Annotated in this window: 10 protein-coding genes and 2 pseudogenes; 6 read left to right on the forward strand and 6 right to left on the reverse strand. The window is 65.1% G+C overall.

Going from position 1 to position 18438, the window contains the following annotated elements; genetic code table 11:
* Nucleotides 1–773: 773 nt before the first annotated feature.
* Nucleotides 774–4790 carry a WD40 repeat domain-containing protein gene (locus QHF84_RS43810; RefSeq protein ID WP_281319557.1) on the forward strand — a complete coding sequence of 1339 codons (4017 nt, stop codon included), beginning with the start codon at nt 774–776 and terminating at the stop codon, nt 4788–4790.
* Here the strand turns inward: QHF84_RS43810 and QHF84_RS43815 are convergent.
* From QHF84_RS43815 to QHF84_RS43825, 3 genes are read right to left on the reverse strand one after another with little or no spacing between them, the layout of a single operon-like run.
* Nucleotides 4784–5338, reverse strand: coding sequence for a hypothetical protein (locus tag QHF84_RS43815; protein ID WP_281319558.1), 555 nt, complete (start codon nt 5336–5338; stop codon nt 4784–4786). The two genes, QHF84_RS43810 and QHF84_RS43815, sit on opposite strands and share 7 nt — an antisense overlap.
* Nucleotides 5335–8517: a hypothetical protein gene (locus QHF84_RS43820; protein WP_348652934.1), complete on the reverse strand. Its 3183-nt coding sequence runs from the start codon at nt 8515–8517 to the stop codon at nt 5335–5337. Before QHF84_RS43820 ends, QHF84_RS43815 begins: the two co-directional genes overlap by 4 nt.
* Complete coding sequence (locus QHF84_RS43825) at nt 8409–9194, reverse strand: 5'-methylthioadenosine/S-adenosylhomocysteine nucleosidase (protein WP_281319560.1); 786 nt, start codon at nt 9192–9194, stop codon at nt 8409–8411. The genes QHF84_RS43820 and QHF84_RS43825 overlap by 109 nt, the downstream gene beginning before the upstream one ends.
* Nucleotides 9195–11121: 1927 nt before the next feature.
* Between QHF84_RS43825 and QHF84_RS50340 the strand changes: the two are divergent.
* From QHF84_RS50340 to QHF84_RS43850, 5 genes and pseudogenes are all read left to right on the forward strand, one after another.
* Nucleotides 11122–11456 (forward strand): annotated as a pseudogene (locus tag QHF84_RS50340) (type I restriction-modification system subunit M N-terminal domain-containing protein); the annotation flags it as partial.
* 382 nt (nt 11457–11838) lie between these two features.
* Nucleotides 11839–13098: a hypothetical protein gene (locus tag QHF84_RS43835; protein WP_281319562.1), complete on the forward strand. Its 1260-nt coding sequence runs from the start codon at nt 11839–11841 to the stop codon at nt 13096–13098.
* Nucleotides 13099–13104: 6 nt separating this feature from the next.
* On the forward strand, nt 13105–13368 hold the full coding sequence (locus QHF84_RS43840) for a type I restriction endonuclease (protein WP_281319563.1): 264 nt from the start codon (nt 13105–13107) through the stop codon (nt 13366–13368).
* A gap of 478 nt (nt 13369–13846) precedes the next feature.
* Nucleotides 13847–14173: a hypothetical protein gene (locus QHF84_RS43845; RefSeq protein ID WP_281319564.1), complete on the forward strand. Its 327-nt coding sequence runs from the start codon at nt 13847–13849 to the stop codon at nt 14171–14173.
* Between the two features lie 447 nt (nt 14174–14620).
* Nucleotides 14621–16564, forward strand: a complete 1944-nt coding sequence (locus tag QHF84_RS43850) for a hypothetical protein (RefSeq protein ID WP_281319565.1) — start codon at nt 14621–14623, stop codon at nt 16562–16564.
* A 624-nt stretch (nt 16565–17188) separates the two neighbouring features.
* Here the strand turns inward: QHF84_RS43850 and QHF84_RS43855 are convergent.
* The 3 genes and pseudogenes from QHF84_RS43855 to QHF84_RS43865 all read right to left on the reverse strand — a co-directional run.
* On the reverse strand, nt 17189–17614 hold the full coding sequence (locus tag QHF84_RS43855; protein ID WP_281319566.1) for a hypothetical protein: 426 nt from the start codon (nt 17612–17614) through the stop codon (nt 17189–17191).
* A 25-nt stretch (nt 17615–17639) separates the two neighbouring features.
* On the reverse strand, nt 17640–17936 hold the full coding sequence (locus QHF84_RS43860) for a hypothetical protein (protein WP_281319567.1): 297 nt from the start codon (nt 17934–17936) through the stop codon (nt 17640–17642).
* A 300-nt stretch (nt 17937–18236) separates the two neighbouring features.
* Nucleotides 18237–18426: pseudogene (locus tag QHF84_RS43865) on the reverse strand (hypothetical protein); the annotation flags it as partial.
* Between the last annotated feature and the right edge of the window lie 12 nt (nt 18427–18438).

The following is an 18438-nucleotide window of genomic DNA, read 5'->3' on the forward strand; positions in this document are numbered from 1 at the left end:
GAAGCGGGTGCTCGCGGAGAGGTTCCGAAGCGCGGTCGTGTCGGAGGCTGTGCGTCACGCGCTCGGGACGCCGGGGTGGCTCGAAGAGGCGCTGGCGAGGCTCGCCGGGGAGGAGCCGGAGGAGTTGCCGAGCTCGCGGCGGTTGGGAGCACCAAGACGCGGGCCGGCAGTAGGCGTGCCGAGTTCGAGGAGACTGCCACAGGTGGCGCCGAGCTCGCGGCGGGGGGCGCCGAGCTCGCGATCGAGGGCGGGGGGGCGAGCGTAAAAGCGGGCGTGTCGAACTCTGGAAGGTCGACGACGGCCCAGCGCGTCGCCGGTTGGTCCCTCGCGCGAGCCGTGCAGGTTGGTGCGGCGACTTGGCTCGATGGGCGCAGAGCGGCTTCCCGTCGTGACCATGCACCCCACCGACGCGGCGGCGCTCCTCGCGACCTCAGCCGAGGACCCGTCGCACCTGTCGCTGTTGAGCGAACTCGCCTCCCCGTTCCCTGGCTTCGTGTGATCGACGTCGCCGAGTCCTTGCTCCCGGTGGACAACCCCGCGGGCCGGACTTCGTGACACGCGTGTTCGTCTTCCGGCACGAGCACCGGAGGCACTGCAAGACGCGTGGGCCTACCGCGTGGGCCTACGTCGCATGGCCGAAACGCTCGCTCACCGCCTCCGGTCCACGTTTCGAGCTCGCGCAGCTTTCCGGGCTGACCTGCAGCGCTCGCGCTAGTATCCGTCTGGCAATGCGTTACTGCGCTTCGGGCGCGGACGAGCGAAAGGCTGACGTCATGACGAGCGACTCGTCTTCCCCATCCCTGCAAAGCCCCTATCCGCTGCTCGATCCCATCGAGGATCCCGAGCTCTTCAAGGGACGCGACAAGGATGGCGACGGCTCGATCGAGGAGGTGGTCGAGAAGCTCTCGCAAGACAAACTGATTCTCTGCTTTTACGCCCCTTCCGGCACGGGGAAGACCTCGTTCCTCTCGGCTGGCTTGCGACCCGCGTTCCAAGGCAAGCGCCCCGTGGCGCTGGAGACGCGGCCTCACGAACCGCGGCTCGCGAAGCGCCTGCTCGGCAGGCTCGGCAGGGACGTCGACGTCCCGGACAACGATGCTTCCGCCTTCGTGAAGCAGCTGCACGAGTTCTGCGACGAGGGCCCGCCTCCCGTGATCATCCTGGATCGGTTCGAGGCTGCCCTGCAGGACGAGGATGGCAAAGCGCTCGCGCGGATCGGGCTGCTTCTCGCGGCGACGGCCAACTCGACGCGGCCCGGAGGGGAATCGTTTGCTTGCCACTGGGTGCTCGCGTTCCGCGCGGAGCACGAGGGGGTGGTGGAGCAGTGGCTGCACAACGTGTTGCTCTACGCCCGTCGACACAAGCTGAAGTGCGAGGGACTCCCGCACGATCTCAGCAGCAAAGAGCGTTATTTCGACCGCAAGCAGCTCCGGCCCTTCGGGTCCGCCGCGCCGGGCGAGGATGGAGAGGCCGTCGCGCGGCGCGCGTTCCTCGCGGCGATCGAGGCGCCGCTCGCGATGCGGGACAGCTCGCAGAGGCGTCGTTACGCGCTCGAGTTCGAGGGGGATTCTGCCAAGAAAATCGCAGACGCGTTCGCCGCATATCGCGTGAAGCCTTCACGCGCACCTCTCACGTCGGAGTTGCAGATCGTACTCGATCGTCTGTGGAACTCCACGACGCCCTCGCAGGGTATGATGCGCATCTGCGTGAACGAAGAGCCGGGCGCGCTGATTCAAGGTGCGCTTGCGGATCACCTTCATCGGAAGCTCACGGCAGCGTTCGCTTTGGGTACCGACGAGAGCAAGAGGCGGGATCGAAAGACCAGGGCGTTCATGGCGCTCCTCGATCTCGCACGTGAACCCCAGGGGCAAGGCCTCGACAAGAAGAGCATCGAGGCCCCGCTCGGCAAGGAGGCCGCGCTCATCCTGGAGCGATTGGAGCACCACGAGATTCGACTGCTTCGACAAGAAAAGGCGCCCGACCTCGAGGTCCGCTACTTCCTGGCGCACGACGGCCTCGCGGCGCCGATCCTAGAGCTCGAGAACGATCCCAGGGCGCAGCTCGAGCATGGCCTCGACGAGGAACTCCTGGCCTTGCGGAACGTGGTCACGACCCACGTCGAGCTTCACGAGCGAGGACACTCCACGGGGACGGAGCTCTCCGAAGAGCTGTATCGCAGGGTGAAGGAGCAGATCACGAGGCTCCCTTCCACGCAGCGCCAGGACGCCTGGTGGGCCAAATGCGTAGCCAAGATGGAAACCGCGGAGCGACGACAACAACGTCAGCTCCTGCTCGTCCGGCGGATCGCAATGGCAGCGTGCGTAATCCTCGCCCTCGCAGCCCTGGCGGTCTATCTCGTCATCATCCCCGAGCGGTACCGCGCCGCGATCCACCACGCCGCTTCGTTGACCGAGCCTTCCAAGGCCGACGCGTCCTGGGCCGAGGCCTCCGCCGCATACCGATCCTGGTCGAGCCTCCCGGGCCACGACCTCGCGGCCCGAGAGACGTTCGCGTGGTACCTCGTCCAGCGCAGCCTCGCCGCGGGTGCGCAGGGCAAACTCGACGAGGCGATCGTGTGGCGGCTCAAGGCGCTCACGATCTACGTCCTGTACGACGAGCGCCGCGCAATCGCGTACCTCCTGTCGGCTTGGCCCAAGGACGACGCGCTCGTCATTTCCCAGGTCGCGGAAGGGTCCAGCGAGGCGCTGAGCCCCCGCGGCGATCGCGTGCTCGCGAGAACCGTGGAGGGATATCGGCTCTGGGACGCTGACACGGGCCGGCGCATCGGCGACAAGGGGCCCCTCGGGGACTCCAGGACGTACTTCAACCTGGATGGCCGCTGGATTAACGAAATCTCACACAATGCCGTGCGCGTGTGGTCCGCCGACGCGGGACGAGAGATGGGCTCCTACCGGTCCCAGGAGCGCGTGACAGACAACCTCGTCAGCCCCGATGGGAAATACGCGCTCGCGTCGGGCTGGCAGTGGGTGAAGTTGTGGCAAGTGGGCACGGGCCAGGAGGTCGCCACGGTCCTCCGCAACGCCCCACGCCGCTTCGGGCAAATGGCGTGGAGCCCCGACTCGCAGACGTTCGCGATTGCCCACGAGACCCAGGTGTGGCTCTGGAGCGTGGCCAAGGCCCGCGAGCTCCGCACCTGGGACGTGCGCCCGTGGAGGGATCCGACATTGAGGTTCGACGGCGCGGGCGAGCGCCTCATCGTCCACCGGGGAGAAGAGGCTCGCGTCCTCGACCTGTCACGCACTGCGGACGAAGGTCTCCAGGTGCGCCATCCGGAGTCGATCGATATCGCGACCTTCACCGACGACGGGCATCGGCTGCTCCTCGGCGGGGACACGATGCTCGCGGTGCGGAACCTCGATACGGGCGCGACGGAGCGGACCTGGCCGAATCGGTGCGACACCCAGGGCCTCACGGACCTGCACCTGTCCGAGGACGGCTCGATCACCGCCGTATGTGGCCGGAACTCGGTGGGCCAATCCGCAGACGCGGCCACGGTGACCCACCTGCGCGGATGCATCACGAGCGCGTGTACCGGCGGCGCCTTCGACGTCGGCACCGGGACACCCCGGGCCCTCGGGAAGGCTGGGCATGGCAGGTTGATCGTCGTCCGCGGCTACCGCGAGAAAGAGGTGCCTCGGCTCCTGCTCCCGCCGGACGCCGGGATCGACGCCAGCGCTGATGGCCGGTTCCTCCTCGCCATGTCGCGTCGCGAGACGATCCCCTACGGGCAACATTTCGCCCTGGAGGGGCAATTCTGGCAGGTGGACCCGCCCGAGCGAGCGGCCATGGAATTTCACATTCATGCCGACAAGACGCGGGGCTTGATCGCGCATGAAGCCTCGAACCTCGCCGTCATCAAGGGCAGCTACGGCTTCAAGCTCATCGACCGCAGGAGCGGGCTCGAGCTCTGCCAGGAGCTCTTCCGCGGCAACACGCTGGACGACGTCGTCCCGAGCCTTGGCCCCGATGGGGAACGCGTGCTCCTGTGGGCCAAGCAGAGCGTGACCCTCTGGGACACGGGTACCTGCGAGCAGGTGGGCCGCGTCCTGACGCTCGAAGGCCAGGATCCCCCGGAGCACATCACGATCTCCAACAATGGCGGTCGCCTGACCGTGATCCGAAAAAACGAAATCGAGATGTGGGAACTCGGACGGGCGGGGATCTGGCCACGAATCGGCCGGCGATCTCGCACCGAGCCGCGTATCCTCGCGGGCGCAGAGGACTGGAATCGCGTCGTCGGCGAGGCCATCGGCTGGGCGAACTACGCGCGATTGAAACACATGCCCCCGCCCTGCTGGCGGCAGGGATGGGGACTCTGGCGTATCCGCAGGGACAACCAGTGGATCGCCGCGGTCCTGCATGGCTCGATCCGGGTGTACCGCCTCCGCGACTGTGTCGAGCACGGTCGCGTGGCGCGCGTGGATGGGAACGTGAGTGGACTCTCGTTCGCCAACGGCGACATGCTCGTCGCCGCCACGTCGTCATGGCTGCATTTCCTCGAGGTCACTCCGGACGGCGTGGCGATCCGCGCGAGCCGACCGCTCGAGGAGCCGCCGCTGCGACTCGGGAACGTCATGGCCCAAGCGGGCCCCGTGACCTATCGCGTTTTGGGCGAAGCGCGGGGCGGGGTCGTCTCGGTGAAGACGGTGTCGAGCGAGCTTCCCCTCCCGGAGGTTCAGGACGATCCGGAGACGCTCTACCAGGAATGGACCCAACGGCTCGCTCTGGAGCTCGATGCCGAGGGGAAGATGCGCGCCCTGGCTCATTGAGGATCGGGGGGTTGCAGCAGCAGGAGCCCCACCCAGCAGACGAGCGTCGCGAGGGTCGCGGAAATGCCCTCCACTTGCTCGGCGAGCTCTGCGCGTGCGCAGACAGAGGCTGCATGAAGATCCTCGCGGGCGCCGCCATCGAGCGCGGCGACGCAGGCACTGTACCCCTGGGAATAACGCCCGCGATACTTCACCCAGTCGTCGTCCGCGCGGAGGCGCATGATCACCATGGCGCCCCAGAGGAGCGGCAAAGCCAGGGCCAAGCCCACGAGCACGAGCCTGAAACCCATGCGCTGCTTGCGTGAGGATACCTCCTCGCGCGGGGGGCGTTCGCCGCCGCGTCTCCAAGCTCGCCAGCGCGAAGCCACGACAGGAACGACCATCAGCAACAGACCGCCAATCATTAGCACCAGGATGGCGACCAGGTAATTCCGAAGAGGGGTGTCCTGCAGGTACAATGCGAGGAGGAGCGCGCTTCCCGCCGTGCACATGAGGCCGCTCGCCATGATCCTCGCCGAGAACCTCGCCTTCGTGCCCTTGCCCGTCATTGCTTCCACAACTCTCCGTGGCGACCCGCGTGGACCCGGAGCTCTCGCTCCCACGTCGCGAGGAGCTCTCGCGGCTCTCCGGTCATCCCCTCGGCGGGGGGAGCACGATCGACGATCTGGACGCTCCAGACGTTGGTCCTCGTGACCGCATCGCTACTTTGCGTCAATACCCACAGGCGCTCGAGCTCCGGATCAGCGCTGACCGAAGCCATGGATGCGCCCTTGCCGATCTTCCGGCTCGCGATCGGTTCGAGCCCCTCGGGGGAAATGGCGACGAACAGGACCCATGACTCGCCCACGAGCGCCGCGATCCGCCCGTCCTCGGAGAAGACGGGCGCGCGGTCGAGTCTGCTCGGGAGAGGCAGCGGCGCCCCCGCTTCGCCACAGGAGCGCGCCTCGTCGGCGCGCCTCAGGTGCGCCCCTTCCTCGTCGACCACGACGAGGAAACGCCCGTCGGGGGTGGCCTCCACGCGAGGGGAGAAGCTCGGGAGCGCGCAGATCTCCTCCCCGTCCTCCACGCGAACCACTAGCGTCGATCCGCCTCGCGAGATCGTCGCGAGCGCGCCGCCCGAGAGGAACGTGTTGCTCGCGAGGCGCGCGCCGTTGAATTCCCGGACGATCGTCGCGGAAGCAGGGTCCCAGAGATCGACGCCCTTGGCCGTGTGGATCACGACCCTGTGACTCTGCGGGCTCACGGCCAGGCCATAAACCGTCGTATTCGGCGTAATGTCCGGCCCCACCTGCCGGCATGTCTGCGCGTCCCACGCGCGGACCACACCCTTCGACACCGTCACGACGAAGTCCCCCTCCGCGCTCATGTCCAATGCGTCCACCACGTTATCCGGTATTTGGAGCTCGGTTGCCTGACCCGTCTCTCGATCGATGATCACGACCCGGCGCCCAACCGCGAAGGCCACGCGGCGCGCCGCCCAGACAATCCGGTCGGACGTGTCGTCATCCCTGGGCAAGAGGACTTCGTTCGTCGGAATCCCCGTCCGCATGTCCCAGAGCGTAAGGGAAGCGAAGCCGGCCGGCAGTCGAACCTCCACGACCTGCTGGCCGTCGGATGTCGCGTAGGTGTTGCCGTTCCAAAGTTCCAGGGTCAGCGCGCCCGCGCCGGACGAACGCGCCTCCTTCTCCTGCCCGACGATGGACGCCAGATAGGCGAGCTCCCGACGGTTCTCGGCGTCCTCGTGCAAATCGAGCGCCCGGAGCCTCCAGTAAAGCGCCTCCTCCAGCTTGCCCTGGATCGAGGCGGAGAGGCCCCACCCGGCCATCCACCGCGCGAGGGATTCGCGGGCGGCGTCCTCGTGGCCCGGGAAGCGATACCAATCGAGGTACGCCCGGGTGGCCTGCACGTACGAGGCCGCGTTCTGGACCCGCGGCGCATACAGCGCCGGCAGGTGCACCACGTACGCCCATGCGCAGACCACGCCGATCATCCCCAGCGCGAGGACCACCACGAGGGTCTGCCTGCGCCCGCGCAGGGCTCGCGCGCGGAGCTGCCGCTCACGCTCGACTTCGCATTCGCGCCACCATGCCTCCCGGTCCTCTCCCCACGGGAGCGCGTCGCGACGCGCCTGGATACGCAGGTACTCCGCGTCGCTCAGCGAGATGGCCCTCTTGTTCCCCTGCGCGTCGGCCTCGACGAGGAGGGACACCGTCCGATGGAGCGCGAAGAGATCCTCGTCGACCCCGTACATCGCTCGCTCCGCGGGGATCACGAAGACGTCCCGCACGATGTTCGCCAGGCTGTCGTGGCGGAGGGTGTAGTACTCCCGCAGGTCGTACTCGCCTTTCTCCTTGAGGAGCAGGCGCGTTTCGTTCGTCAGCTTGTCGAGGATGATCTGCGCCTGAGAGCCGAGGCTCTTGTCGAGCTCCCCGACGAACGCGCGGCCGTCCCGCTTCAGGTGGGCCTCAGCGACATCCCCCAGCGCGAACAAGGCCAGGTGCTTCTGCCGACGGTCCGCGTGCTCCAATGCGTCGGCCAGCTCGAGATGAAACAGGTCGTGCAATGCGCTCCGGATGAGCGCATCGATATCGTCGGGCACGTGCAGCCGGCGAATGCCGTCATCGTCGGGGTCGGTGGTCTTGTAGAGGCGATGGAGCACGGCCTGGAGTTCGAGCACGAGGGGCGCGCGGGGGCGATCGACGCGCGCCCGGGCGAAGGCCGCCGCGAGCTTTTGCGCCGCCCCCTCGACGAAGAGCACCGGATACCGGAGCGAACCGTCCTCCTTCTCCCGTCCGAGCGGCGCCTCGATGGCCTCGAGGAAGAGCTCCTCCGAGCGCGCGGCGTCCCCCCCGGCAGGTGGCTCGCCGAAAGGAAGGAGCGGGTACTCGCTCCAGTAATCGGGCAGCGTGAGGTCGCGCGGTAAGCTGCCCTCGGCCTCAGAATCGCTGACGCACACCTTGGCGAGGACGTCCTCGAGCCAGCTCACGATCGCGCCGTGATACTCCTGCCGATACGCGAAGACCCACTGACAACGGAAGCGACCGTCGGGGAGCGGCTTCGCGGCGGTCTCGGCGAGGGCGCGGCCGAGGACGGCGAGGCGCGCGTCGCAATCCTCGCTCCGCATCACGTACTCGAAATGATCGAGGATCAAGATCGGGGGATCCCGGGCCGGCTGCAATCGCGCCAGGTGGTCGAAGAACGCCGCGACGTCGCCCACGGGCAATTCGTAGCCGGGCGGGAGCGACGCGAGCTTGTCCAGGAGTTGCCGCAGCACCGGCGGCTCGTTCGGCATCTCGGGGAGCGCCGTCGGGCGCCCTCGCATTTGCAGTGCCGGAACCAGGCCCGCGCGCAAAAACGAGGTCTTGCCGGCCCCGGACGGGGCATGAATACACACGACGAGCTTCTTCTTGGCCCCGAGCGCCCCGAGGATCTCGGCCACGGCCTCGTCACGTCCCTTGAAGAGCTCAGGGCGCATGTAGGCGCCGAGGTGCGGATAAGGCTCCTCCGGCCATGCGGGCGCCTTGGGGGTCCGCCAGGCGAGGGGCGGCGCAGCGGGGACTCCTGGGCGTCTCGCCTCAGCGTCCCCCACCAGCGCGGCGACTCCATCCGGTGGGGGCTTCAGGGGGGGAGGGCGCTCGTGGAGCCCGAGGGCCTGGGCTCCAGGGGCCTCGCCAGCAGGAGATGCTTGGCGAACGCGGCAGCAGATGCCGCCGCATGCGCATGCCATGCATCACTCTTCAACGCGTCGGCAGCGTCGGAGATCGCGCGGATGACCAGGTGGCGGACGCGCTCGTCGCTTTGCCAGGCGGCACGGCTGAAGCCATACCCCTCCATCTCGATGGCCAAGACCTTCCGATTGCCGGCAAGGATCTCCCTTTTCGCGTCCTCGTCACCGATCACCTTTTCGACCGAGGCAATGACGCCGCAATGGACCCGAGGCGGACGCTCGGTGCTCTCCGGCGGCTCGACGGGGACGCTCCCGCTCCAGGAGATGGCCTGGCACCTGCCGAGGAGCCTCGCGTCGGCATTGACGATCTTGGGCTCGGGTCGTTTTCCTCCCGGAACGGCTTTGCCGCGCTCGAAATAATGAACCTCGCTCGCTGCGACGACGTCCCCGGGCTTCACGCTCGGGTCGGCCGAGCCCGCGATCCCGACGAACAACGCCCCTTGGGGGTTCCAGTGGTGAAACGCATCGTTGGCCAGGAGCGCTGCGTCCACGCTCGCCATGTCGAGCGCCTGCGCGACGGCAATCTCGTACGCGCCGCCACCCGGGAGTTCCAGACGCCCTCGCCAGTAGTTCCTCACCCCCTGCGGGACACTATGCTCGTCCGTGAAGCCCAGCGCGCCGCACACGGCTGTTCGCTCCACCTGCAAGGCAGTCAGGATCACGAAGTCGATCGACATCACGTCACTTTACTTTCGCCAGGCACCGATAAATGAAGACCAGGACGCGGCTGGCATCCAAGCCGCTCCTCTTTACTCGCGACTGGGCTCCTCGACTTCGGCGATCGCTGGCGGGCTCGTTCTGCGCTTCGGGCGCGATCGCCTAGGCGGTGGCTCCCGACTGGCAACGATGGCGGCAATCCCGGGATCGAGGTGCACCTGACCCTTGCGGCCCGGGGGTGCGTCCGGTGGAGGCTGCGGCAGGCGGTCAGTGACACGTGAGGGCGCTTCCGTATCCTGGCACACTTGCTCCAACGCATGGCTGGCCTCGGCGAACTTCGCCTTTCCGAATCGTCATCGTCGGATGACAGGTTTGGTGGCATAGGTCAACCTCCTTCTACCAGAGAAAATGTAGCCGCCCTGCATGTTGGCCTCGCCGATGCGGTGCGAACGACCGGGCGACGAGCGCTACGGCGGCGGAGAGTGCCATGTGGAGAGGGCGCATGCCTTCCGTGGACAAACCGTGATTTTGCCGCGCTTAGGCCATGGCGCCGGCCCTCCGCCCCTTGTTTCGCCAACGCAAGGTCCATGCGGGACCATGCAAACGATCCACTTTTCACGTTCCGAGAGCCATCACTCCCGGCGGGGGGATGTTTCAGAAGTCTTGGTGGCTCCCCTCACCCGACCGGGAGCGTCTCCGTGCTCTTGCGTACGCTTCCGAGCCTGCGACGACAAACCCTGTCCAGCCATGAAGAGCCATGGTTCCCCATGGGTGGGCCATGGCGGGTCCATGCGACCTCCCATGGGCGAGCCATGGGCGCGTTTGTGGACCTCAACAGGGGCGGGCGAAGCAGAGGCGGGATGGTCGGCTGGGTCGTGTTCGACGCGGTCCTGTTCGATGAGCTCTGCGGGCACGTCGAGGACGACGGGCAGCGGAGCGCGCTGATCAACGAGGCCTGGCGGTACGCGCTCCGGGTGCCGGGGCGGGTCGAGGGGCGATGGAAAGGCTGTTTCCGGAGAGCGCGAGGGCGGCGCCACGGTCGGTGGCAGCGCCGAGTTCGAGGAGGCGCCGGGGGGGTGGTGCCGCCGAGCTCGTGACGTGGAGTGCCGTCATTCCAGAAGTGGGCCGGGGTCACGAGCAGCGTCGCGCGGCTCACGGGAGCGATGAATGGGCTCTCTACTCATCCAGGTGCAAAAAGGATCCGATGAGGCGTGAAGCGTTCGTCCGTGCCAGGACCGTCGGAGCGAACCTCGTGACGGGACTCAGGCGTCCTTGCCGCGCTGCTGAACTTTACTCGGAGCCCTTCGGTTTCCACTTCGTGTCGCGATATCTATGCGGCAAAGACCTCGACTACTCTCGTTCCCCACGTGAATCGTTGGATAGGTGGCTGAAAGCGACGAAGCGCTCGCCCCCTATTGTCGTCGCACTTGCCGTTTCGCATCGAGTCCATCGCCCTATCCAACTTGCCCTTCCTGAGTACGAGATGTTGCCGTCATCAGCTATGCCACGCCACCGCTTCCGAGCGCCGGCCCCTCATTAGGCCGTGTGCTTCCAGAGCGTTCGTAATCGGTTCATCCGGCCCCCCCGCTGCGCCTTAGCTCCCCCTGGCGTCAGCAGTGAGGCCCGGCGCCGGTACACACAGAATCGCCTCTTTCCCCCGCCCCCGTCCTCCCTGTAAACTCCGCGCCCCGATGCCCACGAAGCGCCAAGTCCTCGACCTCCCCACCCGCCAAGAGCTCACGGCTCTGGTCGACCGCCACAACATCATCCCTGCGGACCGCCGCGCCAAGCACAACCTCGCCGCCGCCCTTGACTCCGCCGGGCCCGCGCTCCCCGAGGTCCTCGCCCCGCTCTCGCGCGACCGCCTCAAGGAGCTCTGCTCGGGCTCGACGACAGCGGCAAGGCTAAGGACACCCTCAATCGCCCGCCTCGCGGTCCGCGGCCGACATCCTCCGCGGCTCGATCGACTCGCCCGATTACAAGAACTACATCTTCGGCATGCTCTTCCTGAAGCGCCTTTCGGATCGCTTCGACGAAGAGAACGAGGCCATCGCCCGCGAGAAGGGCGCGACCCCCGACGAGCACGACGAGCACGACTTTTTCGTGCCTGTGAAGGCCCGGTGGTCGACCATCGTGAAGAGAACCTGGGCACGTGGGCGATCTGCAAGGTGAACATGCTCTTGCACGGCCTGACAGCGCGGATCGAGAAGGGCGACACGCTGCGGGATCCGAAGCTCCGGGATCGGGACGGGCTGATGCTCTTCGACCGGGTAATCGCGAACCTAGGCGCACCAAACTGAACTTATGAAGACTATTCGCGAAGTAGAGGCGTCAGTACTTGATGTCCACCATAAGTTGCAGCCTCTACTTCGGCGCACGCAACGAAGGGCCGTAGCACAACTATTGAAGGTCTACGGTGACGCGCTACGCGATTTCACCATGGGTAGGCCGAATTTAGTGCCCGTCGGCGAGCGAACCATGGTGCTATACCTAACACAGGGCCTAGAGTATGCACTCCGCTGGGTATTAAAGGAGTGTCCCAGGGCTACACACGCAGACACCGAAGATTGGAGAATTCTTGATGAGGAGGCCATCGGTTTGCTCACATGGGGCATGACGTACGCAGCATTAGCTGCTGTGCACACCGCGTGGTCGAGGCAGAGCATGAACGCACACATTGAGGAGCATCGTCGTGAAATCGTGTTCTCGCTCAAGGACGGTCTGGATCCTCGCCTACTGATGTCGCAAGTGGCAGCGGAAATAGAATGGTCGGAAGTTGCGTCAAGCGAGCGGCCCGACGATGGAATAGTGCGGGTCTTCGAGTCGTGGTGCAGAGGTATTGACATCCGAAGGCAAGACACCGAGCGCATCCCGACGCCGGAGATACCCAGTCCAGTAGCAGAGGTTGTTCTCGCCTGGGCTCGCTCATCTATCTTTTGTGGCATTAGCGACTTAGAAGATGTTGGAGGCTTTTTGCTCGGTGATTTTCGCAAGTTTTACGCGGGAATGTACGCATACGCCAGGTGCATCACCATGCTGGAAGAGCGGTGTGATGTGTTGTATGGCGAGGTCAACGACCTGGGCTCCCTCGTCTTCCATGATTCCGATGATCTGGTCATCGGCTTCATGGCAGAAATCACTGGAGTGCGTACAGATACCATACGTCGCATTGTGGCGTTATTGTCTTTCGATGAGCACTCGCTACGCTCGTCCATCGACACACAGCCATTTGTGCGAACCCATTGTGGTTCCCTGAGCCTACTGGTTAGGCTGATCGCGATCGTGGATCCTCACAGGATGCTTGCTGGATCATTGAAGAGACGCTCAGGCGAAGTTTACGATCGGCTGATTGACAGCATGGAGAATGTGGAGGTGGGCGAATTAGCGAGCTTGTTTCGGCGTCATGGCCTGCGAGCGATCGAAAAAAAGCGAATTTTGGCACCAGACCGTAGTCAGGTATGCCCCGACCTAATTGTGTTGGAAGAGGCAACTGGTCAGCTGTTGGTTGTAGAATACAAACATGCATTGCCGCCGGTTGGCCCAGCAGAAGTTAGCAACAAGCTTAAGGAGGCAGAGAAGTGGATTAAGCAAGCGCGCAAGTACAAGAACTTTGTGCAGCGCTTCCCTGACGCTGTGAGATCTGCCGTCGGTGCAAGTGCAGAACCTTCGACTGTCGAAGCGATCGTGGTGTTCAGGTGGCCGATGCCGGTTCCACTAAGTCAGCCATCTGATGTGCTGGTCACGAGTCGCGACATCGTCTCGCGCCTGTTATGGGAACATAACGAATCGCAAGTGTCAACCATCGTTAGCTCTCTTCGGTTTGATGGTACGCACATAGAATCCTCGCCCTGGAAACCTGTCTACGTCCGAACGCACGTTGGGGATTGGACATACGTTCGGCCTGTGATCGCCGAGAGCGTCTAAAATTCAGTGTCACGAATCCCCCGAGAACACCACCTTGAACTCTCCGGCCTCCAGGGCACGAGCCTCCTCGAAGCGAGCCAGACCCTCCAAGGCCGCCTCACCGACGGGATCAGCCTCACCACGTTCGACGCGAAGGGACAGCAGCGCGACCGCGACGTCTTCTTCTTCGACTTCGAGAAGCCGACCAACAACGAATTCCTCGTCACCCGGCAGTTGCCCGTCCGCGGCGCGAAGAACAAAATCATCCCCGATATCGTGCTCTCTTCGTGAACGGCATCCCCCTCGCCGTCATCGAGTGCAAGAGCCCCACACACTCGGCGAAAAGCGGTTCGACGAGGCCCGGGAGCAGCTCGCGCGCTACCAGGAGCTCGAAGAGCGCTTCCGCGAGCTCGAAGCGCGACCGCGCGGCTCTGGGACCCGTCGAGGGTGTCGTCTGCTGCCGACTTCACGGTCTTCACCACGCAGGGGGCGGACGGCTCGTCCGACCTCGAGCTCGTCGCGGATGCAAACGGTATCAATCAAGTCCTTTACTTGCTCTGGCAATCCTGCACGCTGCGCGAGCTCGGCCAATCCAGCGCGATCCTGGACGCTCTGCCAGACACCATGCGCGCGTTGGCGTTCGACGTGACGGGCTTCGATCCGGGGTTACCTCCTACAGTCATGCGAGGCGAGACCACCGGCAACGGGCTTACGGTCGTACTCGGGGACGTCGGTCTTGGGATCTGGGACCAGCAGCGCGTCGTTGGTCATGCGATCACGACGGTTGGCCTCGCTGACGGGCGAAGACCTCCAGCTCTCTGCGTCCTTCCAGCAGCTCGGCGTGAACTGCGTCGAGACGCTTTCGCCATCCCGGATGCGGTTCACGCCGTGCCTGTCCGACCTGCTCCCGGTGGTTCGCGAGACGCTCAAGGACAAACCGCTCGTGCGACGCTTTCCGGGCGGCGAGCTGCTTCGTCGGCTCCCCGATCTCACGTTCGCGGATCTGAAGCTCGAGCTGTCGAACCTGCGCGCGAGCACGTCGTCTGCGCCCGCCTCTCTCCGGGTCCGGGTCGACACGAAGATCAGCGCGCGCTGAGTGGATCGGAGAGCCTAGCCAATACGTTGCAACTTCCACCAAGCCGAGCGGCCCTGTGACCGGATCGGCGGGAAGTCGCGGCCTGCGTGCATGGGGATCACGCGCTCTTCATTTGTCGGCGCGGGTGTGGTTTCGCCTCTGGGATAGTAGCCATCGAAAACGTAGGACCCGGTCGTATCGCACTTTTGCCCCGTGTAAAAACGGGCTCCAACCTGTGCCATGGGGTGTTTCTCCTTCCCTTTCAGGGGCTGGCAACCTGTGGCCGGTCTACGTCCATGCAAGGACTAATGAATACCACTTTGGTAGCATTGACGCGCCCTCGGATGTGATGGGTGGCAGGGCGAGGTACGAGCAGGCCCATTGACATCAACCCACGATTGTCCTCTCCTTTAAGGTTCCGCCGGGCGCGAGCGCGCCCAGCGACGTACCTACACGTCGGGGTCAACGATGACGATCAGAAAGCACACCTCGTTCATCCTTGCAGCATTGGTCCTCTTGCCGCTCGGGTGCTCCGCGACCGGTTCGCGCAGCCGCCTCGAGCCCATCATCTCGGACAAGGCGCGCCCCCTGTCCGACGAGGAGGTGCGAACCGCGCTCGTCTTCGAGGACCGCCTCGAGTTCCCCCTGGAAAGCGAGAGCTGGCTCGACGAGGTCACCCCGGGTGACATCCTCGTTTCCGATCACGATGCGGGCTTCTTGCGCCTCGTCGAGTCCATCGAGAGCAAGACCGACGCGATCGTCGTTTACACCGCGGACGCGGCACTCACCGACATCGTCGAGCAGGGCGAGACCGAAACGACCGTCGAGTTCGCCGACCTCGAGCCCACGTCCGCGCACGGCTTCCCGGGACTCTCGCCTCAGGCGGCCGGGGACCTCCTCTCGTTCGACGAGAACCTGACCGGCGAGGTCATCGACCTCGGCGACGGCGTGACGGCGCGCATCACGAACGGCTTCGTGTCCTTCAAGCCGTCCTTCGATATCAAGCTCGCGATTCAAGATTGGAAGCCTGTCGAGTTTCGTGCGATCGCAAACGGGGCGTTTTCCTCCAACCTTCAGATGGAGATCGAGGGAGCGTGGGCCCTCAACACCACGAGGGAAAAGACGATCTGGAAGTCCAGCGCCTTCCGCGTGCCGTTGCCGCCCATCGGAGGTGTTCCCATCACGTGCACGGCGTCGCTCACCCTGAAGGCAGGTTTCACGCTCGATGCGGCCGGACAGATGCACGTCACGCTGGGCCAAACCTTCGATTTCGACGGCTCGATGGGCGTCCGTTACGAGCGGGGTTCGGGTTGGGAAAAGGTGCGATCGTTCAACCCGAACTGGACCCCCGAAGTCCCGCAAATGGGCGCTGACGTGCAGGTGCAGGCGACGGGATACCTCGTCGGAGCGCTGAACGTCGGGTTTTATGGCCTCACGAAGTGGTCGGGCACGGGCGGCGAGCTCGAGCTGTCCGCCAAGCCCTCGCTCCGCCTGAGCTACGCCTCCAGCGAGCCCGCGCCGGGATGGGGCCTCTACGGCGGACTGCAAGTCGACGCCACGCCGTCCCTGAAGGTGCTCCATGCGTCGCTCGCCAGCACGACGCTGAACCTCTACAAGGACGAACGTTTGCTTCTCCCTGCTGCGGGCTCGAACGACGCCGCGCCCATCGACACGGGGAACTGTGCGGACGGGCAGGAGGACGGGCTCGAGACGGCCGTCGATTGCGGCGGCACGTGCGCGGCGTGCAACATGGGCGACGGATGCGTCACGGATGACGACTGCGCGAGCGGGGCGTGTGTGAGCGGAGAGTGCACGTCGGCGAGCTGCGACAACGGGGTGCAGGACGCAGACGAGACCGGCGTGGACTGTGGCGGTTCGTGCCCGGAGTGCTCGGGTGGAGCGTGCCAGGATGCCGCGGACTGCGTCGGCGCGAACTGCGTGGATGGTGTCTGCGAGGCGCCCCTCAACTGCTTCGACAACGTGCAGAACGGCGCAGAGACTGATGTGGACTGCGGCGGTCCCTGCGACCCGTGCTACGGCGACTCGCCGTGGAACTGCTACGACGGCGAACTTTCGGGCGACGAGGAGGACGTGGACTGCGGAGGATCGTGCCCGTCTTGTGATGGCGGTGGGGGAGGAGGCGGCGGGGGCTCCTGTGATGGAACCGGAGACTGCAACAAGTGCGCCACGTGCGCAGATCAGGGAGCGTGTTCGGCACTGCTGGATACATGCCTCGCAAACCCGGACTGCGTTGGTCTTTCGGATTGCCTGTCCCCGTGCAGCGACCAGACGTGCGTGGATGATTGCTACAGTACGTATCCAGGCGGTGATAGTGACCTCTTCGCATACCAATCCTGCCTGATTTGCTCGGAGTGTTACGACGACTGCGGCGGCGCCGGACAATGCCAGTAGGCACGATGTTTCAAGAGGACCGTTGACCTCGTTCCGCGTCCTCTGCAGGGGCCGACGCTTTCCTGGTTGGTCGTCGTGGTCGCCCTCCTCCCGCGCCAAAAGATCGTACGCCCCTTCGTATAGGGCGCCCGGCACCCAGGGGACGCCTGTGTCAGCGAGACTCGGGGGCGGGTCAACGGAGGACCGGGGGGCCGGATGGACATACGGACTTTTGTACGTCATGGGGCCCGCATTGGGCCTCGTGGCTGGGCGGTTCCCCGAACCGGCGGGCCCCTTGAGCTTCCCCTTCACGCAGGAGTCTTCCCCGCGCACGCGGGGGTGAACCGTACACCGCGATCGCTCAACAGATCCCCCTGGGCGTCTTCCCCGCGCACGCGGGGGTGAACCGATCAACGTGCACGGACGAGGCGCGCAAGTCGATCGTCTTCCCCGCGCAGCCGGGGGTGAACCGGCGATATGAGCTTCATCGTGGAGCATTCAAGGCAGCGGCAGTTCGGCTCTGCCTCGGGGATCGGAGCATCATGATCTCCTCCCCCACTTCCCGTGGACAAACCCAAAGGCGCGGAGATGATGGCGAGGCGGAAGCGGAGATCAGCGCGGACAGGTAAGGGCGGCCTTGACGAGTTACAGTGACCAACTTGTCGAAATGTAGCCAGTATAAGCCGGAATCTGGCCCGTCTTTTTGCTGGTGAGTTTTTTCTGCCCGTTGTATGTCGCAGCACCAGCCGCGATCCAATGGGTGGCCTTATACCCGAGAGCATACCCCTTGTAGAACTTACAAACGCCACCACTGCTCGTCGTGGTATAGTAACTCTTGCTGGTGTATCCGACGTTTGCCGATTCGTGGAATGAAACCTCGAGTTCGCAGAAGGATCCTGTAGGCGTATAGATCTTTATGTCTATCGTTCCCAGAGTGTCCAATCGATCTTGCGCCTCGGCCACCTCTTCCTCTTCATCGACCGGATCTTCGTCCACCTCGGCAACACAACCCGTCGAGCAGAGTGCCGCTCCAAACACGACCGCAGCGAGCCAATTGTGCCTGATTTCCATGCTATCACCCTTTCAACCACCACCTTTACCCTATGTTGGTCGTCCGCACAACCATGGAATCTTGGTGCTCTGCCGCAGTACCCGCGCTTGCCGACATTGTCGGCAACCGCCCGTACACCGCTGACGGTGTGGGGGGCATGGACGCGGACGCGCTCCAGCGCCGCGTCTCGTCCGTGGCGGGCAGCACGAACTCGTGGGTCAGGAGCAGCGACTGCACGAACTGCCGGCGGCGAGCGTCCCAGTCACGCGCGAAGCCGAAGCCGACGAAGCGACACGAGGCGTCCATGTCGACGAAGAAGGGGTCCGTGAGGGATCCCTTCACGCGCTCCTCCGGCAGCGTCAGCTCCTGGGAGTGGGAGACGTCGCCGAGCGCGGCGCGGAGCCGATAACGCGTCGCCGAGAGCTGCTCGACAACCTCACGCTCAGCGAGCCCGGCTCCGCCCCTCGCCGCAGTTGGCAGAGTAGTACATCATCCCGGAAGTTCGTCGTGGTTCACGCGATCGGCATGAGCATCCTGCCGAAGGAACCGTGGAGGAGGTCGAGCAGCGGCTCCTGCTCGCGATGCTGATAGGGCGTGGGCTCCCTTCAGCATCGTGGCTGCGTCACGGTGCTTCACGACCTCGCCGACCACCTTGCCCCTGTGCACCTCGAAGGCTCCGAGCAGCGCTCGCGTGCCGTGACGAACGTACTCGAACTCGCGCCGGAAGCTGGCATCCCGCGCGCGCGGGATCGGGGCTGTGCAGCCACGGACGACCCCGGTGCGGCCGCAGCCCTCGGGCCTGGAGCACCCGATGGACCGAAGAACGGCTGACGAGAATGCCTGC

The sequence above is a fragment of the Polyangium sp. y55x31 genome (assembly GCF_029946505.1).
Lineage (GTDB): Bacteria > Myxococcota_A > Polyangia > Polyangiales > Polyangiaceae > Polyangium.